Source organism: Pigmentiphaga sp. NML080357, from assembly GCF_002188465.1.
GTDB lineage: Bacteria > Pseudomonadota > Gammaproteobacteria > Burkholderiales > Burkholderiaceae_B > Pigmentiphaga.
This window is the reverse complement of record NZ_NINW01000048.1, coordinates 41,901-57,690: the sequence shown is the minus strand read 5'-3', so window position 1 is coordinate 57,690 and position 15,790 is coordinate 41,901. Positions and strand designations below refer to the sequence as shown.

The 15,790-nt window shown below is 67.7% G+C and carries 16 protein-coding genes; 8 read left to right on the top strand and 8 right to left on the bottom strand.

The window, feature by feature from the left end; translation table 11 throughout:
* Window positions 1-9 precede the first annotated feature (9 nt).
* The 3 genes from CDO44_RS22110 to CDO44_RS22100 all read right to left on the bottom strand — a co-directional run bounded on the left by CDO44_RS22110 (window position 10) and on the right by CDO44_RS22100 (window position 1,521).
* Window positions 10-522, bottom strand: a complete 513-nt coding sequence (locus tag CDO44_RS22110; RefSeq protein ID WP_087782419.1) for a DUF2271 domain-containing protein — start codon at window positions 520-522, stop codon at window positions 10-12.
* A gap of 13 nt (window positions 523-535) precedes the next feature.
* A complete protein-coding gene (locus tag CDO44_RS22105) occupies window positions 536-1,174 on the bottom strand; it encodes a PepSY-associated TM helix domain-containing protein (RefSeq protein WP_087782418.1) in 639 nt (212 codons plus the stop codon).
* Between the two features lie 125 nt (window positions 1,175-1,299).
* The gene (locus tag CDO44_RS22100) at window positions 1,300-1,521 is read right to left on the bottom strand and encodes a dodecin (protein WP_087782417.1); all 222 of its coding nucleotides are present in this window, start codon (window positions 1,519-1,521) and stop codon (window positions 1,300-1,302) included.
* 155 nt (window positions 1,522-1,676) lie between these two features.
* Between CDO44_RS22100 and mdtD the strand changes: the two genes are divergently transcribed.
* Together mdtD and CDO44_RS22090 are read left to right on the top strand one after the other, a co-directional pair.
* Window positions 1,677-3,089 (top strand): multidrug transporter subunit MdtD, encoded by a 1,413-nt coding sequence (gene mdtD, locus CDO44_RS22095; protein ID WP_087782416.1) that lies wholly within the window; start codon window positions 1,677-1,679, stop codon window positions 3,087-3,089.
* 49 nt (window positions 3,090-3,138) lie between these two features.
* Window positions 3,139-4,041 carry a recombination-associated protein RdgC gene (locus CDO44_RS22090; protein ID WP_087782415.1) on the top strand — a complete coding sequence of 301 codons (903 nt, stop codon included), beginning with the start codon at window positions 3,139-3,141 and terminating at the stop codon, window positions 4,039-4,041.
* Between the two features lie 6 nt (window positions 4,042-4,047).
* Here the strand turns inward: CDO44_RS22090 and CDO44_RS22085 are convergent, their stop codons facing one another.
* From CDO44_RS22085 to CDO44_RS22075, 3 genes are all read right to left on the bottom strand, one after another.
* Window positions 4,048-5,445: an MFS transporter gene (locus CDO44_RS22085; protein ID WP_087782414.1), complete on the bottom strand. Its 1,398-nt coding sequence runs from the start codon at window positions 5,443-5,445 to the stop codon at window positions 4,048-4,050.
* 24 nt (window positions 5,446-5,469) lie between these two features.
* Window positions 5,470-7,182, bottom strand: a complete 1,713-nt coding sequence (locus CDO44_RS22080; RefSeq protein WP_087782413.1) for a sulfatase-like hydrolase/transferase — start codon at window positions 7,180-7,182, stop codon at window positions 5,470-5,472.
* Between the two features lie 172 nt (window positions 7,183-7,354).
* Window positions 7,355-8,077 carry a TerC family protein gene (locus tag CDO44_RS22075; protein ID WP_233146306.1) on the bottom strand — a complete coding sequence of 241 codons (723 nt, stop codon included), beginning with the start codon at window positions 8,075-8,077 and terminating at the stop codon, window positions 7,355-7,357.
* Between the two features lie 391 nt (window positions 8,078-8,468).
* Between CDO44_RS22075 and CDO44_RS22070 the strand changes: the two genes are divergently transcribed.
* A complete protein-coding gene (locus CDO44_RS22070; protein ID WP_087782411.1) occupies window positions 8,469-9,446 on the top strand; it encodes a threo-3-hydroxy-L-aspartate ammonia-lyase in 978 nt (325 codons plus the stop codon).
* A gap of 8 nt (window positions 9,447-9,454) precedes the next feature.
* Here CDO44_RS22070 and CDO44_RS22065 read toward each other — a convergent pair whose 3' ends face one another.
* Complete coding sequence (locus CDO44_RS22065) at window positions 9,455-9,832, bottom strand: hypothetical protein (RefSeq protein ID WP_087782410.1); 378 nt, start codon at window positions 9,830-9,832, stop codon at window positions 9,455-9,457.
* 307 nt (window positions 9,833-10,139) lie between these two features.
* Window positions 10,140-11,066 (bottom strand): AraC family transcriptional regulator, encoded by a 927-nt coding sequence (locus tag CDO44_RS22060; RefSeq protein WP_087782409.1) that lies wholly within the window; start codon window positions 11,064-11,066, stop codon window positions 10,140-10,142.
* Between the two features lie 149 nt (window positions 11,067-11,215).
* On the opposite strand from CDO44_RS22060, the gene CDO44_RS22055 reads away from it, so the two are divergent.
* Genes CDO44_RS22055 through CDO44_RS22035 form a run of 5 tightly spaced genes read left to right on the top strand, consistent with a single transcriptional unit; the run spans window position 11,216 to window position 15,781 of the window.
* Window positions 11,216-12,445: an amino acid ABC transporter substrate-binding protein gene (locus tag CDO44_RS22055; protein ID WP_087782408.1), complete on the top strand. Its 1,230-nt coding sequence runs from the start codon at window positions 11,216-11,218 to the stop codon at window positions 12,443-12,445.
* A 55-nt stretch (window positions 12,446-12,500) separates the two neighbouring features.
* Window positions 12,501-13,373: a branched-chain amino acid ABC transporter permease gene (locus CDO44_RS22050; RefSeq protein ID WP_087782407.1), complete on the top strand. Its 873-nt coding sequence runs from the start codon at window positions 12,501-12,503 to the stop codon at window positions 13,371-13,373.
* Entirely contained in the window at window positions 13,370-14,314 is a 945-nt protein-coding gene (locus CDO44_RS22045; protein WP_087782406.1) for a branched-chain amino acid ABC transporter permease, read from the top strand. The genes CDO44_RS22050 and CDO44_RS22045 overlap by 4 nt, the downstream gene beginning before the upstream one ends.
* Window positions 14,311-15,069, top strand: a complete 759-nt coding sequence (locus CDO44_RS22040; RefSeq protein WP_087782405.1) for an ABC transporter ATP-binding protein — start codon at window positions 14,311-14,313, stop codon at window positions 15,067-15,069. The genes CDO44_RS22045 and CDO44_RS22040 overlap by 4 nt, the downstream gene beginning before the upstream one ends.
* A complete protein-coding gene (locus CDO44_RS22035; protein WP_087782404.1) occupies window positions 15,062-15,781 on the top strand; it encodes an ABC transporter ATP-binding protein in 720 nt (239 codons plus the stop codon). Before CDO44_RS22040 ends, CDO44_RS22035 begins: the two co-directional genes overlap by 8 nt.
* Window positions 15,782-15,790 lie beyond the last annotated feature (9 nt).

Sequence of the window (15,790 nt, the reverse complement as noted above, 5' to 3'; positions counted from 1 at the left end):
ATCTGGATGTCAGGGCTTGAGTTGCAGCGCCACGCGGCCGAGCTCGTGCTCCCCGCGCGCCTCGGCCTTCTCCGGTCCCTTGGGCGGCCACTGGAACGGAATGCGCAGCAATTCGCGGCCGCCCACTTCGCGCGCGGCCTCGACCACGAGTTCGTACTTGCCTTCGGCCAGCTTGCCCAGCGGCGCCTTGCCCTCGCTGAACGACAGCTGGTGCTCGCCCACGGGACGGGTCGCGCCGCTGATGCCGTCCGCCGGCATGGACAGCTCGCGGCCGCTGCGGCGCCACCATTGCCGCATGTCCTTGAGCCATTTCGTGCCTTCGTCGTTCTTGAGCTTGAGGTCATACCAGACCGCCAGGTTGGCGGCGACCTTCTGGTCCGGGCCCTCGATCCACACCGCCACGTAGGGACGGTGATACTCCGCGACATTCAAGCGGGGGATCTCGATCCGGACCGCCATGTCGGCGGCGTGGGCCTGCCCGACCAGCAGGCCGGTGACGGCCACCGGGATCAGCGTACGCATAGCCAAAACCTCTTCAATGAATGAAAACGAGCGCGAGGAATAAGGGCACGGCCACTCCGAGCGCCACCATGGGCCACGTGACCGGCCGATTGCGTGCATGGATCTGCAGCAGGAAGAACCCGGTCACGCAGAACACCAGACAGGCGACCGCGAAGGCGTCCAGGAACCACTTCCATGCTTCGCCGGTGTTGCGGCCCTTGTGCAGATCATTGAAATACGAGATCCACCCCCGGTCGGTGCTTTCGTAGCGGACCGCGCCGTCGGGCAGCTCGACGCTCAGCCAGGCGTCGCCGCCCGGCCGCGGCAGGGAGAGATAGATTTCATCGGCGGACCATTCCGCAAGCTGTTCGCCCACGGCCAGCGAGAATTGGCTTTCGAGCCACTGCCGCAATGCCGGCGGCAGCGGCGCCTTGTCGGCGCCGGCGCCCTCGGCCAGGACATCGGCGAGCTCGCGCGGCAACTGCCCTTCCCTGGACACGACGTGCGGGTGGGCCTCGATCTGGGAAGCGTGGTTGAGCGTGATGCCCGTTGCCGCGAACAACAGCATGCCGACGAGGCAGATCGCCGAGCTGATCCAGTGCCACTGGTGCAGATGCTTCAACCAGAATGAGCGACGCTTCTGTTCCAGGAAGCGATCCGACTGTTTGTCCATACGGAGCCGTGCGCGGCACTGCTAGAGAAATGATCCAACGGGGAATGATAACAATTCTCAAGCAGCGCATCCAGCGCACGGCCGGGCCGGCGGTCCTGCCCGGCACCTTGCCGCCTTTCCTCTTTTTATTTGTCCTTGGCGTCTTCCAGGCGTACGCCCACCTTCAGGCATACCTGCCAGTGCGCGACCTTGCCGTCTTCGATGTGCCCGCGAATCTGGGTCACCTCGAACCACGCGAGATGGCGCATCGTCTGGGACGCGCGATCGATGGCGTTGCGGATGGCATCGTCGCTGGACGTCGTGGAAGACCCGACCAGTTCGAGCTGCTTGTATACATGTTCCGACATCGTCGTCTCCTGGTTGCCTGCCCGTGCCGGCCAGCAAAGCCCATACCCGGCGCCGAGTGCGCGCGGGACGCCGGCCAGACCACCTTAGACCATGCCGCGGGAAGGAATCAAGCTATCCTTATGCCACCCCTCAGTCCCCTACCGGCGCGCGCCCCGTGGACACAGAAAAATCGCTGAACGTCACCCTCTGGCTGGTCGCCATCGGCCTTTTCATGCAGACGCTGGACACGACCATCGTCAATACCGCCCTGCCTGCCATGGCGGCGAGCCTGGGCGAGAGTCCGCTGCGCATGCAGTCGGTAGTGATCTCCTACGCGCTGACCATGGCGGTGCTGATTCCGGCCTCGGGCTGGGTGGCGGACCGTTTCGGCACGCGCAAGGTGTACTTCACCGCCATCGTCTTCTTCACCCTCGGGTCGGTGCTGTGCGCCGTGTCGCAGAATCTGAGCCAGCTCGTGGCGTCCCGGGTCATCCAGGGCGCGGGTGGCGCCATGCTGATGCCGGTGGGCCGGCTCGCCATCCTGCGCAGCTTCCCGCAGCAGCGCCTGCTTCCCGCTCTGAGTTTCGTCGCCATTCCGGCCATGGTCGGCCCGATGATCGGACCCGTGCTGGGCGGCTGGCTCTCGGAGCAGTTCTCCTGGCACTGGGTGTTCCTCATCAACATCCCGGTCGGGCTGGCCGGCGCCGCCGCCACGCGCGCCTTCATGATCGACAAGCGCGAAGCGCATCCGGCGGCCTTCGACGGCGTCGGCTACGGCCTGCTGGCGTTCGGCATGGCCTCCATCTCGCTGGCGCTCGACGGCCTGTCGGGGCGCGGCATGGGCCATGCGTCGGTGGTGCTCATGCTGGTGTTCGGCCTCATCAGCATCGTGACCTACTGGCTGCGCGCCTCGCGCCAGGCCGCGCCGCTGTTCTCCCCCACCCTGTTCCACATCCATACGTTCACGATCGGCCTCTTGGGCAACCTGTTCGCCCGGCTTGGCAGCAGCGGCATGCCCTTCCTGCTGCCGCTGCTGCTGCAACTCAGCCTGGGATATTCGCCCACCCATTCGGGCATGATGATGCTGCCGGTCGCGGCCGCGGGCATGCTGAGCAAGCGCATCGCGACCTCGCTGATCACCCGCTACGGCTACCGCCACGTGCTGGTGGTCAACACGGTGCTGGTGGGCCTGACGATCGCGAGCTTCTCGCTCATCGACCCCTCCCATCCGGTATGGGCGCAGGCGCTGCTGATGGCCTTCTTCGGCGCGGTCAACTCGCTGCAGTTCACGGCCATGAACACGCTCACCCTCAAGGACCTCGGCCAGCAAGGCGCGAGCAGCGGCAACAGCATCCTGTCGATGATGCAGATGCTCGCCATGAGCCTGAGCGTCACGGTCGCCGGCGGCATTCTGGCGGCCTTCAGCCACCTGGTCGATCACGGCAGCCCCGCCGACACGCTGCCGGCGTTCCACGCCACCTTCGTCTGCATCGGCCTGCTCACGGCGGCCTCGGCATGGATCTTCTGGCAACTGTCGCCCGACGTGCCGCGCGAATCCAAGAAGGACAATTCCCTGGACCTGGGTTGAGGGCGGCCGGGCGTCGTCGTATAGAATCGACCCTTTTGCCCGGCCCGCCATGTGGTTCAAGAACCTGCAAATCTATCGCCTTCCCGCCCCCTGGCCCATGACGCCCGAGCGGCTCGACGAGCTGCTCCGGCCGCACGTCTTTGCCTCCGGCTCCAGCCTGGAGCTGCAGACCCAGGGATGGGCCCCGCCGCTCGAGAACGGCAGCATGCTGGCGCACGGGGTCGGCGGCCAATTGCTCATCACTCTGCGCACCGAGAAAAAACTGCTGCCGACCACGGTGATCAACCAGGTCGCCAAGGCCAAGGCGCAGGAAATCGAGGAACAGCAAGGCTACAAGCCCGGCCGCAAGCAGATGAAGGAGATCAAGGAAAACGTCAAGGAAACGCTGCTGCCGCGCGCCTTCAGCATCCTGCGCGATACCCGCGCCTGGATCGATACGCGCAACGGCTGGCTGTGCATCGACGCCTCCTCGTCGGCGCGCTGCGATGAAATGCTGCAGCTGCTGAACCGGGCCATCGACAAGTTCCCGCTGGCCAACCTGCACGTCCAGACCTCCCCTGCCGCGGCCATGACGGATTGGCTGGCCGGCGGCGAGGCGCCCGCCAACTTCACCATCGACCAGGACACGGAATTGCGCTCCACCGGCGAGGGCCGCGCGACGGTACGCTACGTGCGGCAGTCGGTGGAGGCCGAAGACGTGCGCCGCCACATCGAGTCCGGCAAGCAATGCACCCGCCTGGCCATGACCTGGGCCGACCGCGTGTCGTTCGTGCTGACCGAGTCCCTGGCCGTCAAGCGCATTGCGCCTCTGGACGTGCTCAAGGAAAACGCCGACGCCCTCGCGCAGAACGATGCCGAACGCTTCGATGCCGACTTCGCGCTGATGTCGGGCGAACTGGCCAAGCTCATTGCCGATGTGGTGGACGCGCTCGGTGGCGAGAAGAAGGACTAGCGCCTTTCAGGGCCGCATCGCCCGCCGGGCGCTCCAGGCCGCGACGGCCGGCGTGAGCGCGAACAGGCCGAACAGCCAGGCCGACGCGGTGCGCGCCCCCTCCAGCCCGCCGGGGTCGGCCAGGCCCGCCGCGTTGGCCACCATGCCGGCAAGCGCCGCGCCCAAGGCGATGCCATAGAGCTGCAAGGTCGTCACCGCCCCGGATGCGAGGTTCTCCTGGCCGGGCGGTGCCGAGCGGAACACGCGGGTGACCAGGTGCGACCAGCACATGCCTATGCCGAAACCGACCCCGGCCAGGGCCAGGCACAGCGCGGCGAATGCCCAGGCACCCGCCGGATGGGGCATGAGCATGGCCAGCGCAGCCAATCCCGCGGCCGTCACCAGGGGGCCGCCATGCACCAGCCGCACCACGGCGTCGCCGGTCCGGCCCGAGAGCATCAGCGAGGCCAGCGTCCAGCCGCCCGCCATGACGGCGGTCAGGTAACCGGCGGCCAGCGGCGTCTGGCCGTGGATGGCTTGCAGGAAATACGGTACGAAGATTTCGCTAGTCAGGCCGACGACGAGCATCGCCATCGTGAGGTAGCAGGCGCCCAGGATCGTGCGCGGCGAATAGGCGCCCGTGGGCAGCAGCGGCGACGTGCCGCGCAGGTCCAGCCGCGCCATCCATGCCACCAGGGCCAGTCCGGTCGCCAAGCCGGCTGCATTCCACGACAACCGGGTGGACAGGCTGCCCACGGAAATAGCCAGGACCGAGCATGCGAGCATGCCGAGCTTGCCCCATGGCACGCCGGTCGCGGACGAGGACACCGGCGCGCTGGCCGGCACCAGGCGATGCACGATGGCCGCCAGTGCGGCGGCCACCGGCAACAACGAGAGGAACGCCGGCCGCCACCAGCCCAGCGTGGCGAACAACCCGCCCAGCGCCGGGCCGGACAAGGTGGCGACGCCCCACATCGCCGACACGAAGGCCAGCGCGCGCGCCCATAGCCGCGGTTCGTACACCATCCGGATCAGCGCATACGACAAGGCCAGCAATACCCCGCCGGCAAGCCCCTGGACGGTGCGCCCCGCCAGCAGCCACCACATGGCGGGCGCGCTGGCGCAGATCAGCGAGCCGGCGCAGAACAGTCCCAGCGCCGACAGGTAGGCGCGGCGCGGCCCCAGGCGGTCGATGAGCCGGTAGGACAAGGCCGAGCCGAGGATGGAAGCCACCACGAACAGTGTCGTGCTCCACGCGTAGTAGGTCAGGCCGCCGATGCTGCGCACGATGGTGGGCATGATCGTGGTGACCACGTAGACGTTGATCGCGTGCAGCGCCACGCCGCCGGCCAGCGCCAGCGAGCGCAGCGCGTTGCGGCCGGTCATGAGCTCGAAGGGGGACGAGGATTCCTGGGGGGCGGACATGAGGGCATCCGGCAAGCCGCGCGGTCAGCGTGCGACCACCGAGCGGACCGGATCGTAGGGGCGGACCGGCAGGCTGTGGCCGACCGGGACGACGTCCGAGAACTCCAGCGCCACGCCCTCGTGCACTTCCCTGAAGGTATTGGCGCCATACAGGTTCTTACCCTGCACGTAATGCACGCCTTCGATGGCCGAAGGCGACTGGATGTCGCGCCCCAGGAGGCCGGCGAGCCACCGCGACATCTCGAAATGGCTGATCCAGCGCTGCTGCGCCATGGGCGCCGACGCGGACGGCGGCGCGTCGCGGCTCCAGGCCAGCACCGGCACGTCCGCCACTTCGGGCTCCAGGACGTTGTGCCCCCACAGGCCCCGGGCTCCCAGCAATTGCCCGTGGTCGCCGGTAATGGCCAGGTGGCGCTGGCCGGGCAGCTTGTCGAACTCGTCCAGCATCCGGTCCAGCAGCGCATCGAGGTACAGCACCGAATTGTCGTAGGCATTGCGCATGCGCACTTCGCGCGGCAAGTCGCCGCCGTCGGGCCAGCGGGCGAAGCGGTCGCGGGCGTGCTGGTAGTTGGCCTCGTAGGGAGCATGGACCGAACGCAGCAAGACCACGACGAAGGTCTTTTCCGGCCATTTCTGCTCTTTGAGCAACGACAAGAGGGTTTCGTCGCCCTGGTTCAGGAAACGCTGGGGTTCGTCTTCGCGGGTGATCGACACGTCGACGTAGCGGCTGCCGACGTCATTGAGCAGCTTGGACTCCTGGGACGAGATCCAGTAGGTCTTGAAGCCCGCCTCCTTGGCGAACTTGAAGAGATTGGTGGAAAGCCCTCTTATCTGCCCCAGTTGCCCCGGCTCGCGCACGGCGTTCAGGATCAGCGGCATGCTGGCCGCCGTGGACACCGCCGCCGCCACACCGTGGCGCGCGATCAACCCTTCTTCCATGCGCCGCGCCAGGCGAGGCGTCGTATCCCGTTCGTACCCCATGATGCCCAGGTGTTCGCTGCGCAGCGAATCGGCCACGAACAGCCACACGTGCCGGGTGTCGGAAGCGACCGGCGAGACCGCGGGCGGCGCCGCGCCGGGGGCCGGCGCGGCATGGGCGCCGTCGCGCAGGACGTTGTGCACCAGGAAGAAACTGAAGGTATTGAGCGAATTGTGCAGGCCGCTGCGTGTGGGCCCGGGCAGGAAGGCGTTCAGGTCGCGGTAGGTGGCGCGGTACGGCTTGGACAGCAGGCCCGCCGCCACCAGCAGCAGGCCCAGGGTGCGCTGCCAGCGCCGCACGTCGGACTGCATGCAGGCCATGAACAGCCACCACGCAGTCAGGTAAGGCGCCAGTACGGCGAACAGCACGTGGGCATGGTCGCCGAACTCGGCCAGCGCCACCTGCTGCACGTCGTGGAATTCCGAGAACAGGCTGGCCAGCACGACGGGATCGAGCGGCCGCCCGGCGTACGAAATATGGCTCAACTGCACCAGTTCCATGCCGGCCAGCAGCGCCAGGATGCAGGAGACGAAAACCCGGCTGCCCGACAGCCACAGGCCGAGATTGAACGCACACAGGGCCGCGAAGTAGTTCAGCTCGAAATCGGCCTGGTTGGACGACGTGAACCACTGCTGGATCCAGTCGTCCAGCATCAGCAGCGTAGTGGTCAGGAGCACCAGCGCCCCGCGGAAAGCGAGATTGCGCCAGTTCCACATCCCGGGCCGGGGCATGTAGGTCAGGGAATCGTTCGTCGTCATGCGCACTCGAATAAAGCGGCCCGCCGGCCTCCCGATAAGCAGAACGGCGTCCGGTTCAATCCGGACGCCGTTCTAGGGGCGGGAGAGCTCCCGCCCTGGACGTCAAGTCGCAAGGTTAACCCAGTTCCGGGCCGCATTGTTCCCCGCCGCGCCTGGCGGCAGGGAACGGCGATCATGCGGCGCTGGACTCGGGCTCCTTGGCCCGCATGCGGTTGCCGATGATCATGCGGCTGCCGCCCAGGATGGCCGCCAGCGCCAGGGGATAGAGCACCCACGGCACCCAGGCGTTGGCCTCGAACCAGGGCTTGACCAGCGGCTCGCCCGTCACCATCTTGACCGCGGTCACCACCAGCACGCCCGCGCCGATGTAGATGATCACGGGATAGCGCTCCATCAGGCGCAGGATGATGCGGCTGCCCCAGACCATGATGGGCACGCTGATCAGCAGGCCCAGCACCACCAGCAGGAAGCTGCCGTGCGCGGCGCCGGCCACGGCCAGCACGTTGTCCACGCCCATGACGGCGTCGGCGATCACGATGGTCTTGATGGCGGCGATGAAGCTGGTATTGGCCCCGCCGTCGCCGTGCCCGTCATCCTCGGCAGTCAGCAGGCGATACGCGATCCACAGCAGCGCAAGGCCGCCCACCAGCATCAGGCCCGGTATCCTGAGCAGCCACACGACCGCCAGCGTCATCAGCGTACGGACCACGATCGCGCCCACGGTCCCCCAGATGATGGCCTTTTTCTGCAGGGCCGGGGGCAGGTTGCGCGCGGCGAGCGCGATGACGATGGCGTTGTCGCCGGCCAGCACGATGTCGATCACGATGATCGAGGCCAGCGCGAAGAGGAACTGTGTCGTAAAGGTTTCTGCGGCAAAAGCCGAAAGCCATTCCACGAGGGATATCTCCAGAGAAGTTGTCGACCTCTGCTGGCAACAGGAATGACCGGGGGACGGGAGCACCCATGCAGGACCTGACGCCAGGCTGCAAAGGTCTTGTTCGATCACCGGGCGGTGACCCGCACGACCGGAGGAAGCGAGCTTCCACGTATTGACGATCGGGCGAAAGAGCCGGGAAGGCTCTCGAACTACTCCCCTTTGGAGGGACATACGGTTTGTACGTCAGCCGGCATTTTCGCTGCGGGAAACATTCGCGTCAACACCGGGGGATACCCCTAGTGTGCCGTCCCGGGCCCGTCCCATCGCCCACGCCTCGGCGGCTCGGCGCCGGCTTCGTATATGCTTGGACGGTCGGCCGGATCCGGCCGGGAATCACCCTGGAAACGCCATGTCCGTCGCCTTCAACGCCGTCGAAGCCGCCGCGGCCCTGCTCGCCGGCCACGCCCATCGCACGCCCGTGCTGACCTCGCATGCCGTGGACGCGCGCACCCGTGCCTCCGTGTTCTTCAAGTGCGAGAACTTCCAGCGCATGGGCGCCTTCAAGTTCCGCGGCGCCTACAACGCCCTCGCCCGCCTGCCGGACGAAGCGCGCCGGCGCGGCGTGGTCGCCTATTCGTCGGGCAACCATGCCCAGGCGGTGGCCCTGGCCGGCCGTCTGCTGGGCATCGCCGCCACCATCGTGATGCCCACCGATGCGCCGCGCGTGAAGCTCGAGGCCACGCGCGGCTACGGCGCCCGCATCGTGACCTACGACCGCGCCACCCAGAAACGCGAAGACATCGCCGCCGAATTGGCCGCTCGCGAGGGCCTGACCACCATTCCGCCGTTCGATCATCCCGACATCATCGCCGGCCAGGGCACCGCGGCGCTGGAGCTGCTTCGCGAGACCGGCCCGCTCGACTACCTGCTGGTTCCGTGCGGCGGCGGCGGACTGCTGTCGGGTTCGGCCATCGCCGCCAGCGGCTGCGCACCGGGCATCAAGGTCGTCGGCGTCGAGCCGGCCGCCGGCGACGATGTCACCCGCTCCTTCCGCAGCGGCACCCTGCAGACCGTCGACAATCCGGACACCATCGCCGACGGCGCGCGCACGCAGTCGGCGGGCAAATACACCTTCCCGCTGATCCTGTCTTATGTCCACGACATGTTGACGGTTACCGATGATGAGCTGCTGCGCACCATGTTCTTCCTGATGGAGCGCATGAAATTCGTGCTCGAACCAACCGGCGCGCTGGGTGCGGCGGCACTGCTGTCGGGCAAGGTCGACGTGCGCGGCAAGCGCGTGGGCGTCATCATCTCCGGCGGCAACGTCGACCTGTTCGCGCTGGCGCCCCACCTGGCCCGGGGACGCTCCGCCTACGGCGAATAGCCGCCGGCTCAGGGCCGGGGCGGGAGATGGACGCCAGCCTGCGCGGCGGACACCGCCGCCACGGCATCCTGCTGCGAGGGCACCGCGGCCTGGGCGGGACGGAAGGTCACGACCGTCATCAGCAACACCGCGATCGCCAGATCGCGGCGCGGCGTCTCGTAGCGTTCCGAGCGAAACCGCTTGAATCCCCAGAGGACCAGCACGATGAAGCCCCCCATCAGCGCAGCCGCCAGAAACGCCCCCGCGTACTGCGCCAGCACCGGCACCCGCTCGCTGAACGGCCCCTCCGGCAAAGGCCCGCGCAAGGCGCTGGACACCAGGAACATCAACCCCAGCGCTCCCGCCAGCGCCCCCCACGACAAATCCCGATCGACGAAAAACTTCACGGCAGGCCCACCCAAGGAATAAGCCGGAAGTGTAAAGGAAGCCCACCCCTGGAAGCCCACCCCCTACGCCCTTCGGGCGCCCCCTCAAGGGGGCGGCGCTGGCGGACCGGCAAAGCCGGATCCGCGGCGCCCTGGGTCTAGTACGGCTTTCTTGGGTTGCGGCACCGTTGCTACCGCTGGCAGCCAGCGAAGCACAGGCGCCCCACCCCAAGACAACGGCCCTAGACCCAGGATGCGGTGGATCCGGCTCCGCCGGTCCACCCGCATCGCCCCCTGGGGGGCGCCCGTAAGGGCGTAGGGGGGGCCTCTACGGCCAAGCCGAATACGTCAGGTCCTCGCGGGCCGCCGATTCCAGCATGCGCCGCCGGTAGCTGCCGGGCGGCTCGCCCATGTGGCGCTTGAAGAAGCGATTGAAGTGCGCGGTGTCGCGAAATCCCAGTCCATAGGCCACCTGCGCCACCGGCAGCGGAGACTGCTGCAGTCGCACCCGCGCCTCTTGCAACAGGCGCCCGTGCACCACTGCCAGGGGACCGCACCCGGCGCTGCGCATGGCCGCCGCATGCAGCCGCCGTTCGGTCACGCCCAGGGTGCGGGCATAGCGGGAGATGGGCCAGTGCTCGCGAAAGTGCAGCTCCACCACCCGCAGGAAGCGCTGGAACACGACCGAACCGGGCCGATCCCCGGTGGGCGCTTCCGGATCGATGTCGCTCATGCGCCATAGGTGGGTCAGGACGATGGCGAGGTAGGCGGCCACAATGCCGGCCGCGCCCTTGGCACCCTGGCGCAGTTCGTGGTTCACCGCCTCGAACACCGGGCGCAGCATGTCCACGCCGGAAGTCATTTCATCCGGGCCGATGTGCAGCAGCCGGTCCGCCACATTGCGCAGGGCCGCGGCATGCTGGCTGGCCGAAGATGCGCGCGACACCAGTTCTTCGGCAGCCGACAGCATGTATCCCGCGCCGCCCGCCTCCAGCCGGACCGACTGCGCCATGCCCGGCGGCAGCCACGCCAGGCACGGCGCCCGCAGCGCGAGCTGGCCGTGCCGCAGGACCGCGAGCCCTTTGCCGGAGGTCAGCAGCAACGCGTGGCTGCGGCCCTGGCGCCGCGCGGCCTCGACCACCCACTCGCGAGGCGCCAGCGCGGGCACCATCGATTCGCCGTCGATCAGCGTGGCCAGCGGCGTGTCGCCGGCGTCCGCATGCCCCGCGGGGGCGGGTGGGAGGGAAGTCGTCATGTTGCTCCTGAGAAGGTCCGCGGAAAAGTGCAAGTATTCGTCCGAATTAGTCAATGCCTGCAACTTTACACGGCCTTGTCCCCTGGCCAGAATCTGCAGGTCGCTACAACAAAACTCTGCGATTGTTACAAAATAACCAGGAGACAACCATGCTCACCTCGTCCCTGAAGTCCCTGCGCCTGCTGGGCGCGGCCGCGGCACTCTCGGCCTTCTCGCTCGCTCCCCCGGCTGCCGCCCAGGATGCCGTCACGATCGGCTATGCGGTCTCCAAGACCGGCGTCAATGCCGGCGGCACGGGCATCACCACGATTCCCAACTACAAACTGTGGGTCCACGAGGTCAATGCGGCGGGCGGCTTGCTGGTCGGCGGCAAGCGGTTGCCCATCAAGGTCATCGAGTACGACGACCGCTCCAGTTCCGAGGACGTCGTGCGCGCCGTCGAGCGGCTGATCACCCAGGACAAGGTCGACTTCCTGCTGCCGCCGTGGTCGACCGCCATGAATCTGGCGGTCGCCCCGACGTTCCACCGCTACGGCTATCCGCTGCTGGCCGGATCCGCCGTGACCGAGCGCGCGCCCGAGCTGGCCAAGCGCTGGCCCAACAGCTACTGGCTGCTGGGCACCGGCTCGCAGTACGCCGAAGCGCTGGTCGACCAGCTCGCCAGCCTGCGCAAGGCAGGCAAGATCGGCGATTCCGTCGCCATGGTTTCCATCGCCGACGGCTTTGGCATCGAACTTGCCACCGCCGCGCGCGCCGCCTTCAAGAAAGCGGGCTTCAAGGTCTCCTACGCCAAGACCTATCCTGTGGGCACGCAGGACCTGGCACCCATCGTGACCGAGGTCAAGAACCTGAATCCCGACGTCTTCATCGCGTTCAGCTATCCGCCCGACACCATGGCGATTACCGACCAGGCACGGTTGCTCGGCTTCAATCCCAAGGTGTTCTACACCGGCGTGGGCACCGCCTTCCCCTTGTACAAGAACCGCTTCGGCCAGAACGTCGAAGGCGTGGCGAGCCTGGGCGGCATCGATGCCAACAGCCCCGCGGTCAAGGCCTACATCCAGCGCCACAAGGAAGTGACGGGCGCCGAACCCGACCGCTGGGCCAGCCTGGTCACCTATGCGGGGCTGCAAGTGCTGCAACAGGCCATCGAAAAAGCGGGAACGCTGGATCGCAAGGCGGTATCCGCCAAGATCGCCAGCGAGGAGTTCGATACCGTGCTGGGGCGCATCAACCTCAAGAACCACATGATGCCCAACGTCTGGACCCTGGGCCAATGGCAGAACGGCGAGTTCGTCGGCGTGGAACCCGCCGACCACGCCGGCGCCGCCAAGCTGGTCTTCCCCAAGCCCGCCTGGCAGCCCGCCGCCGCGCGCTGACCCCTAAACCGCCGTCCGGCCTTTGCAGCCGGGCGGCGAGCGACAGGAATTCCGTATGTTCATCGATGCACTTTTCTCCGGCATCACGCTGGGAGGCATGTACGCGCTCGTCGCCATGGGGCTCACGCTCCAGTACGGCGTCTCGCGCATCATGAATCTGGCCTATGGCGAGTTTCTCGTCGCCGCGGCCTTCTGCGCCTACCTGCTGATGCTTTCGTTCCAGGTTACCCCGCTGTGGGGGCTGCTGATCATCGTCCCGGCCGCATTCGCGCTCAATTGGCTGGTCTACCGCTTCCTGCTCACGCCGCTGGTCAAGCGCGCCAAGACGCGGGCGGCGCTGGAGGTCGACAGCATCCTCGCCACCTTCGGCCTCCTGTTCATCGTGCAGGGCGTGATGCAGGTCATTTTCGGCGGTAACTACCACAGCTACTCCTATCTCAATGAACCCGTGCGCATCCTCGATTCGGTGGTGGCCCTGAACAGGCTGCTGGCGCTCTCCTTCGCGGCGGTGTTCGGCATAGGCTTCTACCTGGCGCTGACTCGGACGCGGCTGGGCACGGCCATCCGCGCGGTGGCGGTCGATCCCGTCGCCGCCCGCCTCGTCGCGATCGACGTGCGCTGGGCCGCGGCACTGGCCTTCGCCGCGGGCGGCGCGCTGGCGGCCGCCGGCGGCGTGCTGGTCAGCATGTTCCTGACGTTCAACGCCAACATGGGCGTGATCTTCACGATGAAGGCATTGATCGTGATCATCATGGGGGGCGTGGGCAACGTCCTGGGCGCCCTGGTGGCCGGCCTGCTGCTGGGCGTGGCCGAGTCTTTCATCGCCACCTATGTCGACCCCGGCCTGACCATCGCCGTGACCTACGGCGTGTTCCTGCTGGTGCTGCTGGTGCGGCCCACCGGCCTGTTCGGGAGGGCGGCGCGATGACATCCCTGCGCACTCCCCTGCTCTTCGGCGCGATCGCCGTGGCCGTGCTGGCCGTCGTGCCGCTGGTAGCCGACGGCTATGGCCTGTCGCTGGCCATCAACATCCTCAACTATGCGGTGCTGGCCACGGCGTGGACCATGTTCTCCGGGCCGACTCGCTACGTGTCGCTGGCCACGGTGGCGTTCTTCGGCATCGGCGCCTATACCGTGGCGGTGCTCGGCGACGCCCTGCCCTGGCCCGCGGTGCTGGCCGCGGCCGCGCTGGTCGGCGTCGCGGTGGCGTTCGTGGTGGGCCTATCCACCCTGCGGCTGGCCGGCGTCTATTTCGTCATCTTCACCTTCGGGCTGACGGAACTGATCCGCCAACTGGTCACCTGGTACGAAGTCAACGTCTCCAACTCCATCGGCCGGTACGTGTTCCTCGACATTACCCAGGAGCAGATCTACTGGCAGTTGCTGGCCCTGGGCGCGGTGTTGTTCCTGGCCACCCTGTTCCTGGGCCGGTCCCGGCTGGGCTTCGCGCTGCGCATCATCGGCGCCGACGAAACGGTGGCACGCCATTGCGGCATCGACACCACCCGCGCCAAGGTGCTGCTGTTCGCCCTGAGCGCCGTCTTCATGACGCTTGCCGGCGCGATCATGGCGCCTCGCTGGACCTACATCGATCCGGCCATCGCGTTCAATCCGGTCACGTCGTTCCAGGTGCTGATCATGGCCCTGCTCGGCGGCGTGCAGCGCCTCTATGGCCCGCTGCTCGGCGTGATACCGCTGGCGCTGCTGTTCGAATACCTGGGCGCGAACTTCCCGAATCACTACAGCATCCTGCTGGGAGCCGTGTTCATGGTCATCGTCTATCTGCTGCCCAACGGCGTCGTCGGCCTGGCCGAACGGCTGCGCCGCACCGCTTCGCCAGCCGCCCCGGCGGGCAAGGAGGTCGCATGAATACGACCGCTCCCGCCACGGGAAGCTCGCCCCCCCTGCTTCGCATCTCCGCGCTGCGCAAGACTTTCGGCGGCCTGACCGCCGTCAACGACCTCGGCTTTTCGGTCGCGGCCGGCGAGATCGTGGGATTGCTGGGACCCAACGGCTCGGGCAAGACGACGGTCATGAACCTGATCTCCGGCGCGCTGTCGCCTGACGCGGGCGAGATCGTCCTCGCGGGCCATCCGATCGCCGGCAAGGCGCCGCACAAGGTGGCGCACGCGGGCGTTGCGCGCACCTTCCAGCTCGTGCGGGTGCTGGGCGAGATGAATGCCGTCGAGAACGTGATCGCCGGACTCGCCTTTTCGCGGCGGCCGCTCTGGGGCGCCGAGGCCGCCTCGCGCGCCCGCGAGCTGCTGGCCCGGGTGGGACTGGCGCGCCATGCGCGGACGCTCGCGGGCGACCTGACCTACATCGACCAGAAACGGCTGGAGCTCGCGCGCGCCCTGGCGCTGTCGCCGCAGTTGCTGCTGCTGGACGAGTGGCTGGCCGGCCTGAATCCGTCCGAGCTGCTGGAGGGCATTGCCCTGGTCCGTTCGCTGAAAGAGGAAGGCGTGACCATCGTCCTGGTCGAGCACGTCATGGACGCGGTGCATTCGCTATGCGATCGCTGCGTCGTCATGAACGCCGGCGCCAAGATCGCCGAGGGCACGCCCGCCACCGTACTGGCGGACCCGGAAGTGGTCCGCGCCTACCTGGGAGACGCCGGTGCTTGAAGTCTCTAATTTGTCGGTCGCCTTCGGCAAGCACTCGGCGCTGCGCGAGGTCGCGCTATCCGTGCAGCCGGGCGAGATCGTGGTGATGCTCGGCGCCAACGGCGCGGGCAAGAGCACGCTCCTGAAGGCCGTTGCCGGCCTGGTCCCGCATGACGGCCGCGCGGTCGTGCGGCTCTCGGGCAAGGACATCGCCGCGCTGCCGGCGCACCGGATCGTGGAGCTCGGCATCGCGCTCGTGCCCGAGGGACGAGGCATCTTCGGCGATCTGACCGTGCGCGAAAACCTGCAGCTGGGCGCCTACGCCCGCCGCGCGCGCGGAGCCGAGCACGAGACGCTGGAACGCGTGCTGGCCCTCTTCCCCCGCCTGGGAGAACGCCTGCGGCAGACTGCCCGCACCATGAGCGGCGGCGAACAGCAGATGGTGGCCATCGGCCGGGCGCTGATGTCCCGGCCCGAGATCCTGCTGCTGGACGAACCGTCGCTGGGATTGTCGCCGTTGATGAGCACCGAGCTGTTCAAGTCCCTGTCCGCCGTCCGGGAGACCGGCGTGGGCATCCTGCTGGTCGAGCAGAATGCCCGCCTGAGCCTGGCCATCGCGCAGCGGGGCTATCTGATCGAAAACGGGGCCGTCGCCGGCGAAGGCCGGGCCGACGCGCTGATGAGCGACCCGGCTGTCCAGAAAGCCTACCTCGGCATGGCGGCCGCCACCTGATCCGAATCC

Coding starts and splice junctions, on each gene's coding strand:
- CDO44_RS22050 (WP_087782407.1), top strand. CDS start 12,501: ATGTTCATCGATGCACTTTTCTCCGGCATCACGCTGGGAGGCATGTAC.
- CDO44_RS22045 (WP_087782406.1), top strand. CDS start 13,370: ATGACATCCCTGCGCACTCCCCTGCTCTTCGGCGCGATCGCCGTGGCC.
- CDO44_RS22055 (WP_087782408.1), top strand. CDS start 11,216: ATGCTCACCTCGTCCCTGAAGTCCCTGCGCCTGCTGGGCGCGGCCGCG.
- CDO44_RS22070 (WP_087782411.1), top strand. CDS start 8,469: ATGTCCGTCGCCTTCAACGCCGTCGAAGCCGCCGCGGCCCTGCTCGCC.
- CDO44_RS22090 (WP_087782415.1), top strand. CDS start 3,139: ATGTGGTTCAAGAACCTGCAAATCTATCGCCTTCCCGCCCCCTGGCCC.
- CDO44_RS22060 (WP_087782409.1), bottom strand. CDS start 11,066: ATGACGACTTCCCTCCCACCCGCCCCCGCGGGGCATGCGGACGCCGGC.
- CDO44_RS22080 (WP_087782413.1), bottom strand. CDS start 7,182: ATGACGACGAACGATTCCCTGACCTACATGCCCCGGCCCGGGATGTGG.
- CDO44_RS22040 (WP_087782405.1), top strand. CDS start 14,311: ATGAATACGACCGCTCCCGCCACGGGAAGCTCGCCCCCCCTGCTTCGC.
- CDO44_RS22085 (WP_087782414.1), bottom strand. CDS start 5,445: ATGTCCGCCCCCCAGGAATCCTCGTCCCCCTTCGAGCTCATGACCGGC.
- CDO44_RS22100 (WP_087782417.1), bottom strand. CDS start 1,521: ATGTCGGAACATGTATACAAGCAGCTCGAACTGGTCGGGTCTTCCACG.
- CDO44_RS22110 (WP_087782419.1), bottom strand. CDS start 522: ATGCGTACGCTGATCCCGGTGGCCGTCACCGGCCTGCTGGTCGGGCAG.
- CDO44_RS22105 (WP_087782418.1), bottom strand. CDS start 1,174: ATGGACAAACAGTCGGATCGCTTCCTGGAACAGAAGCGTCGCTCATTC.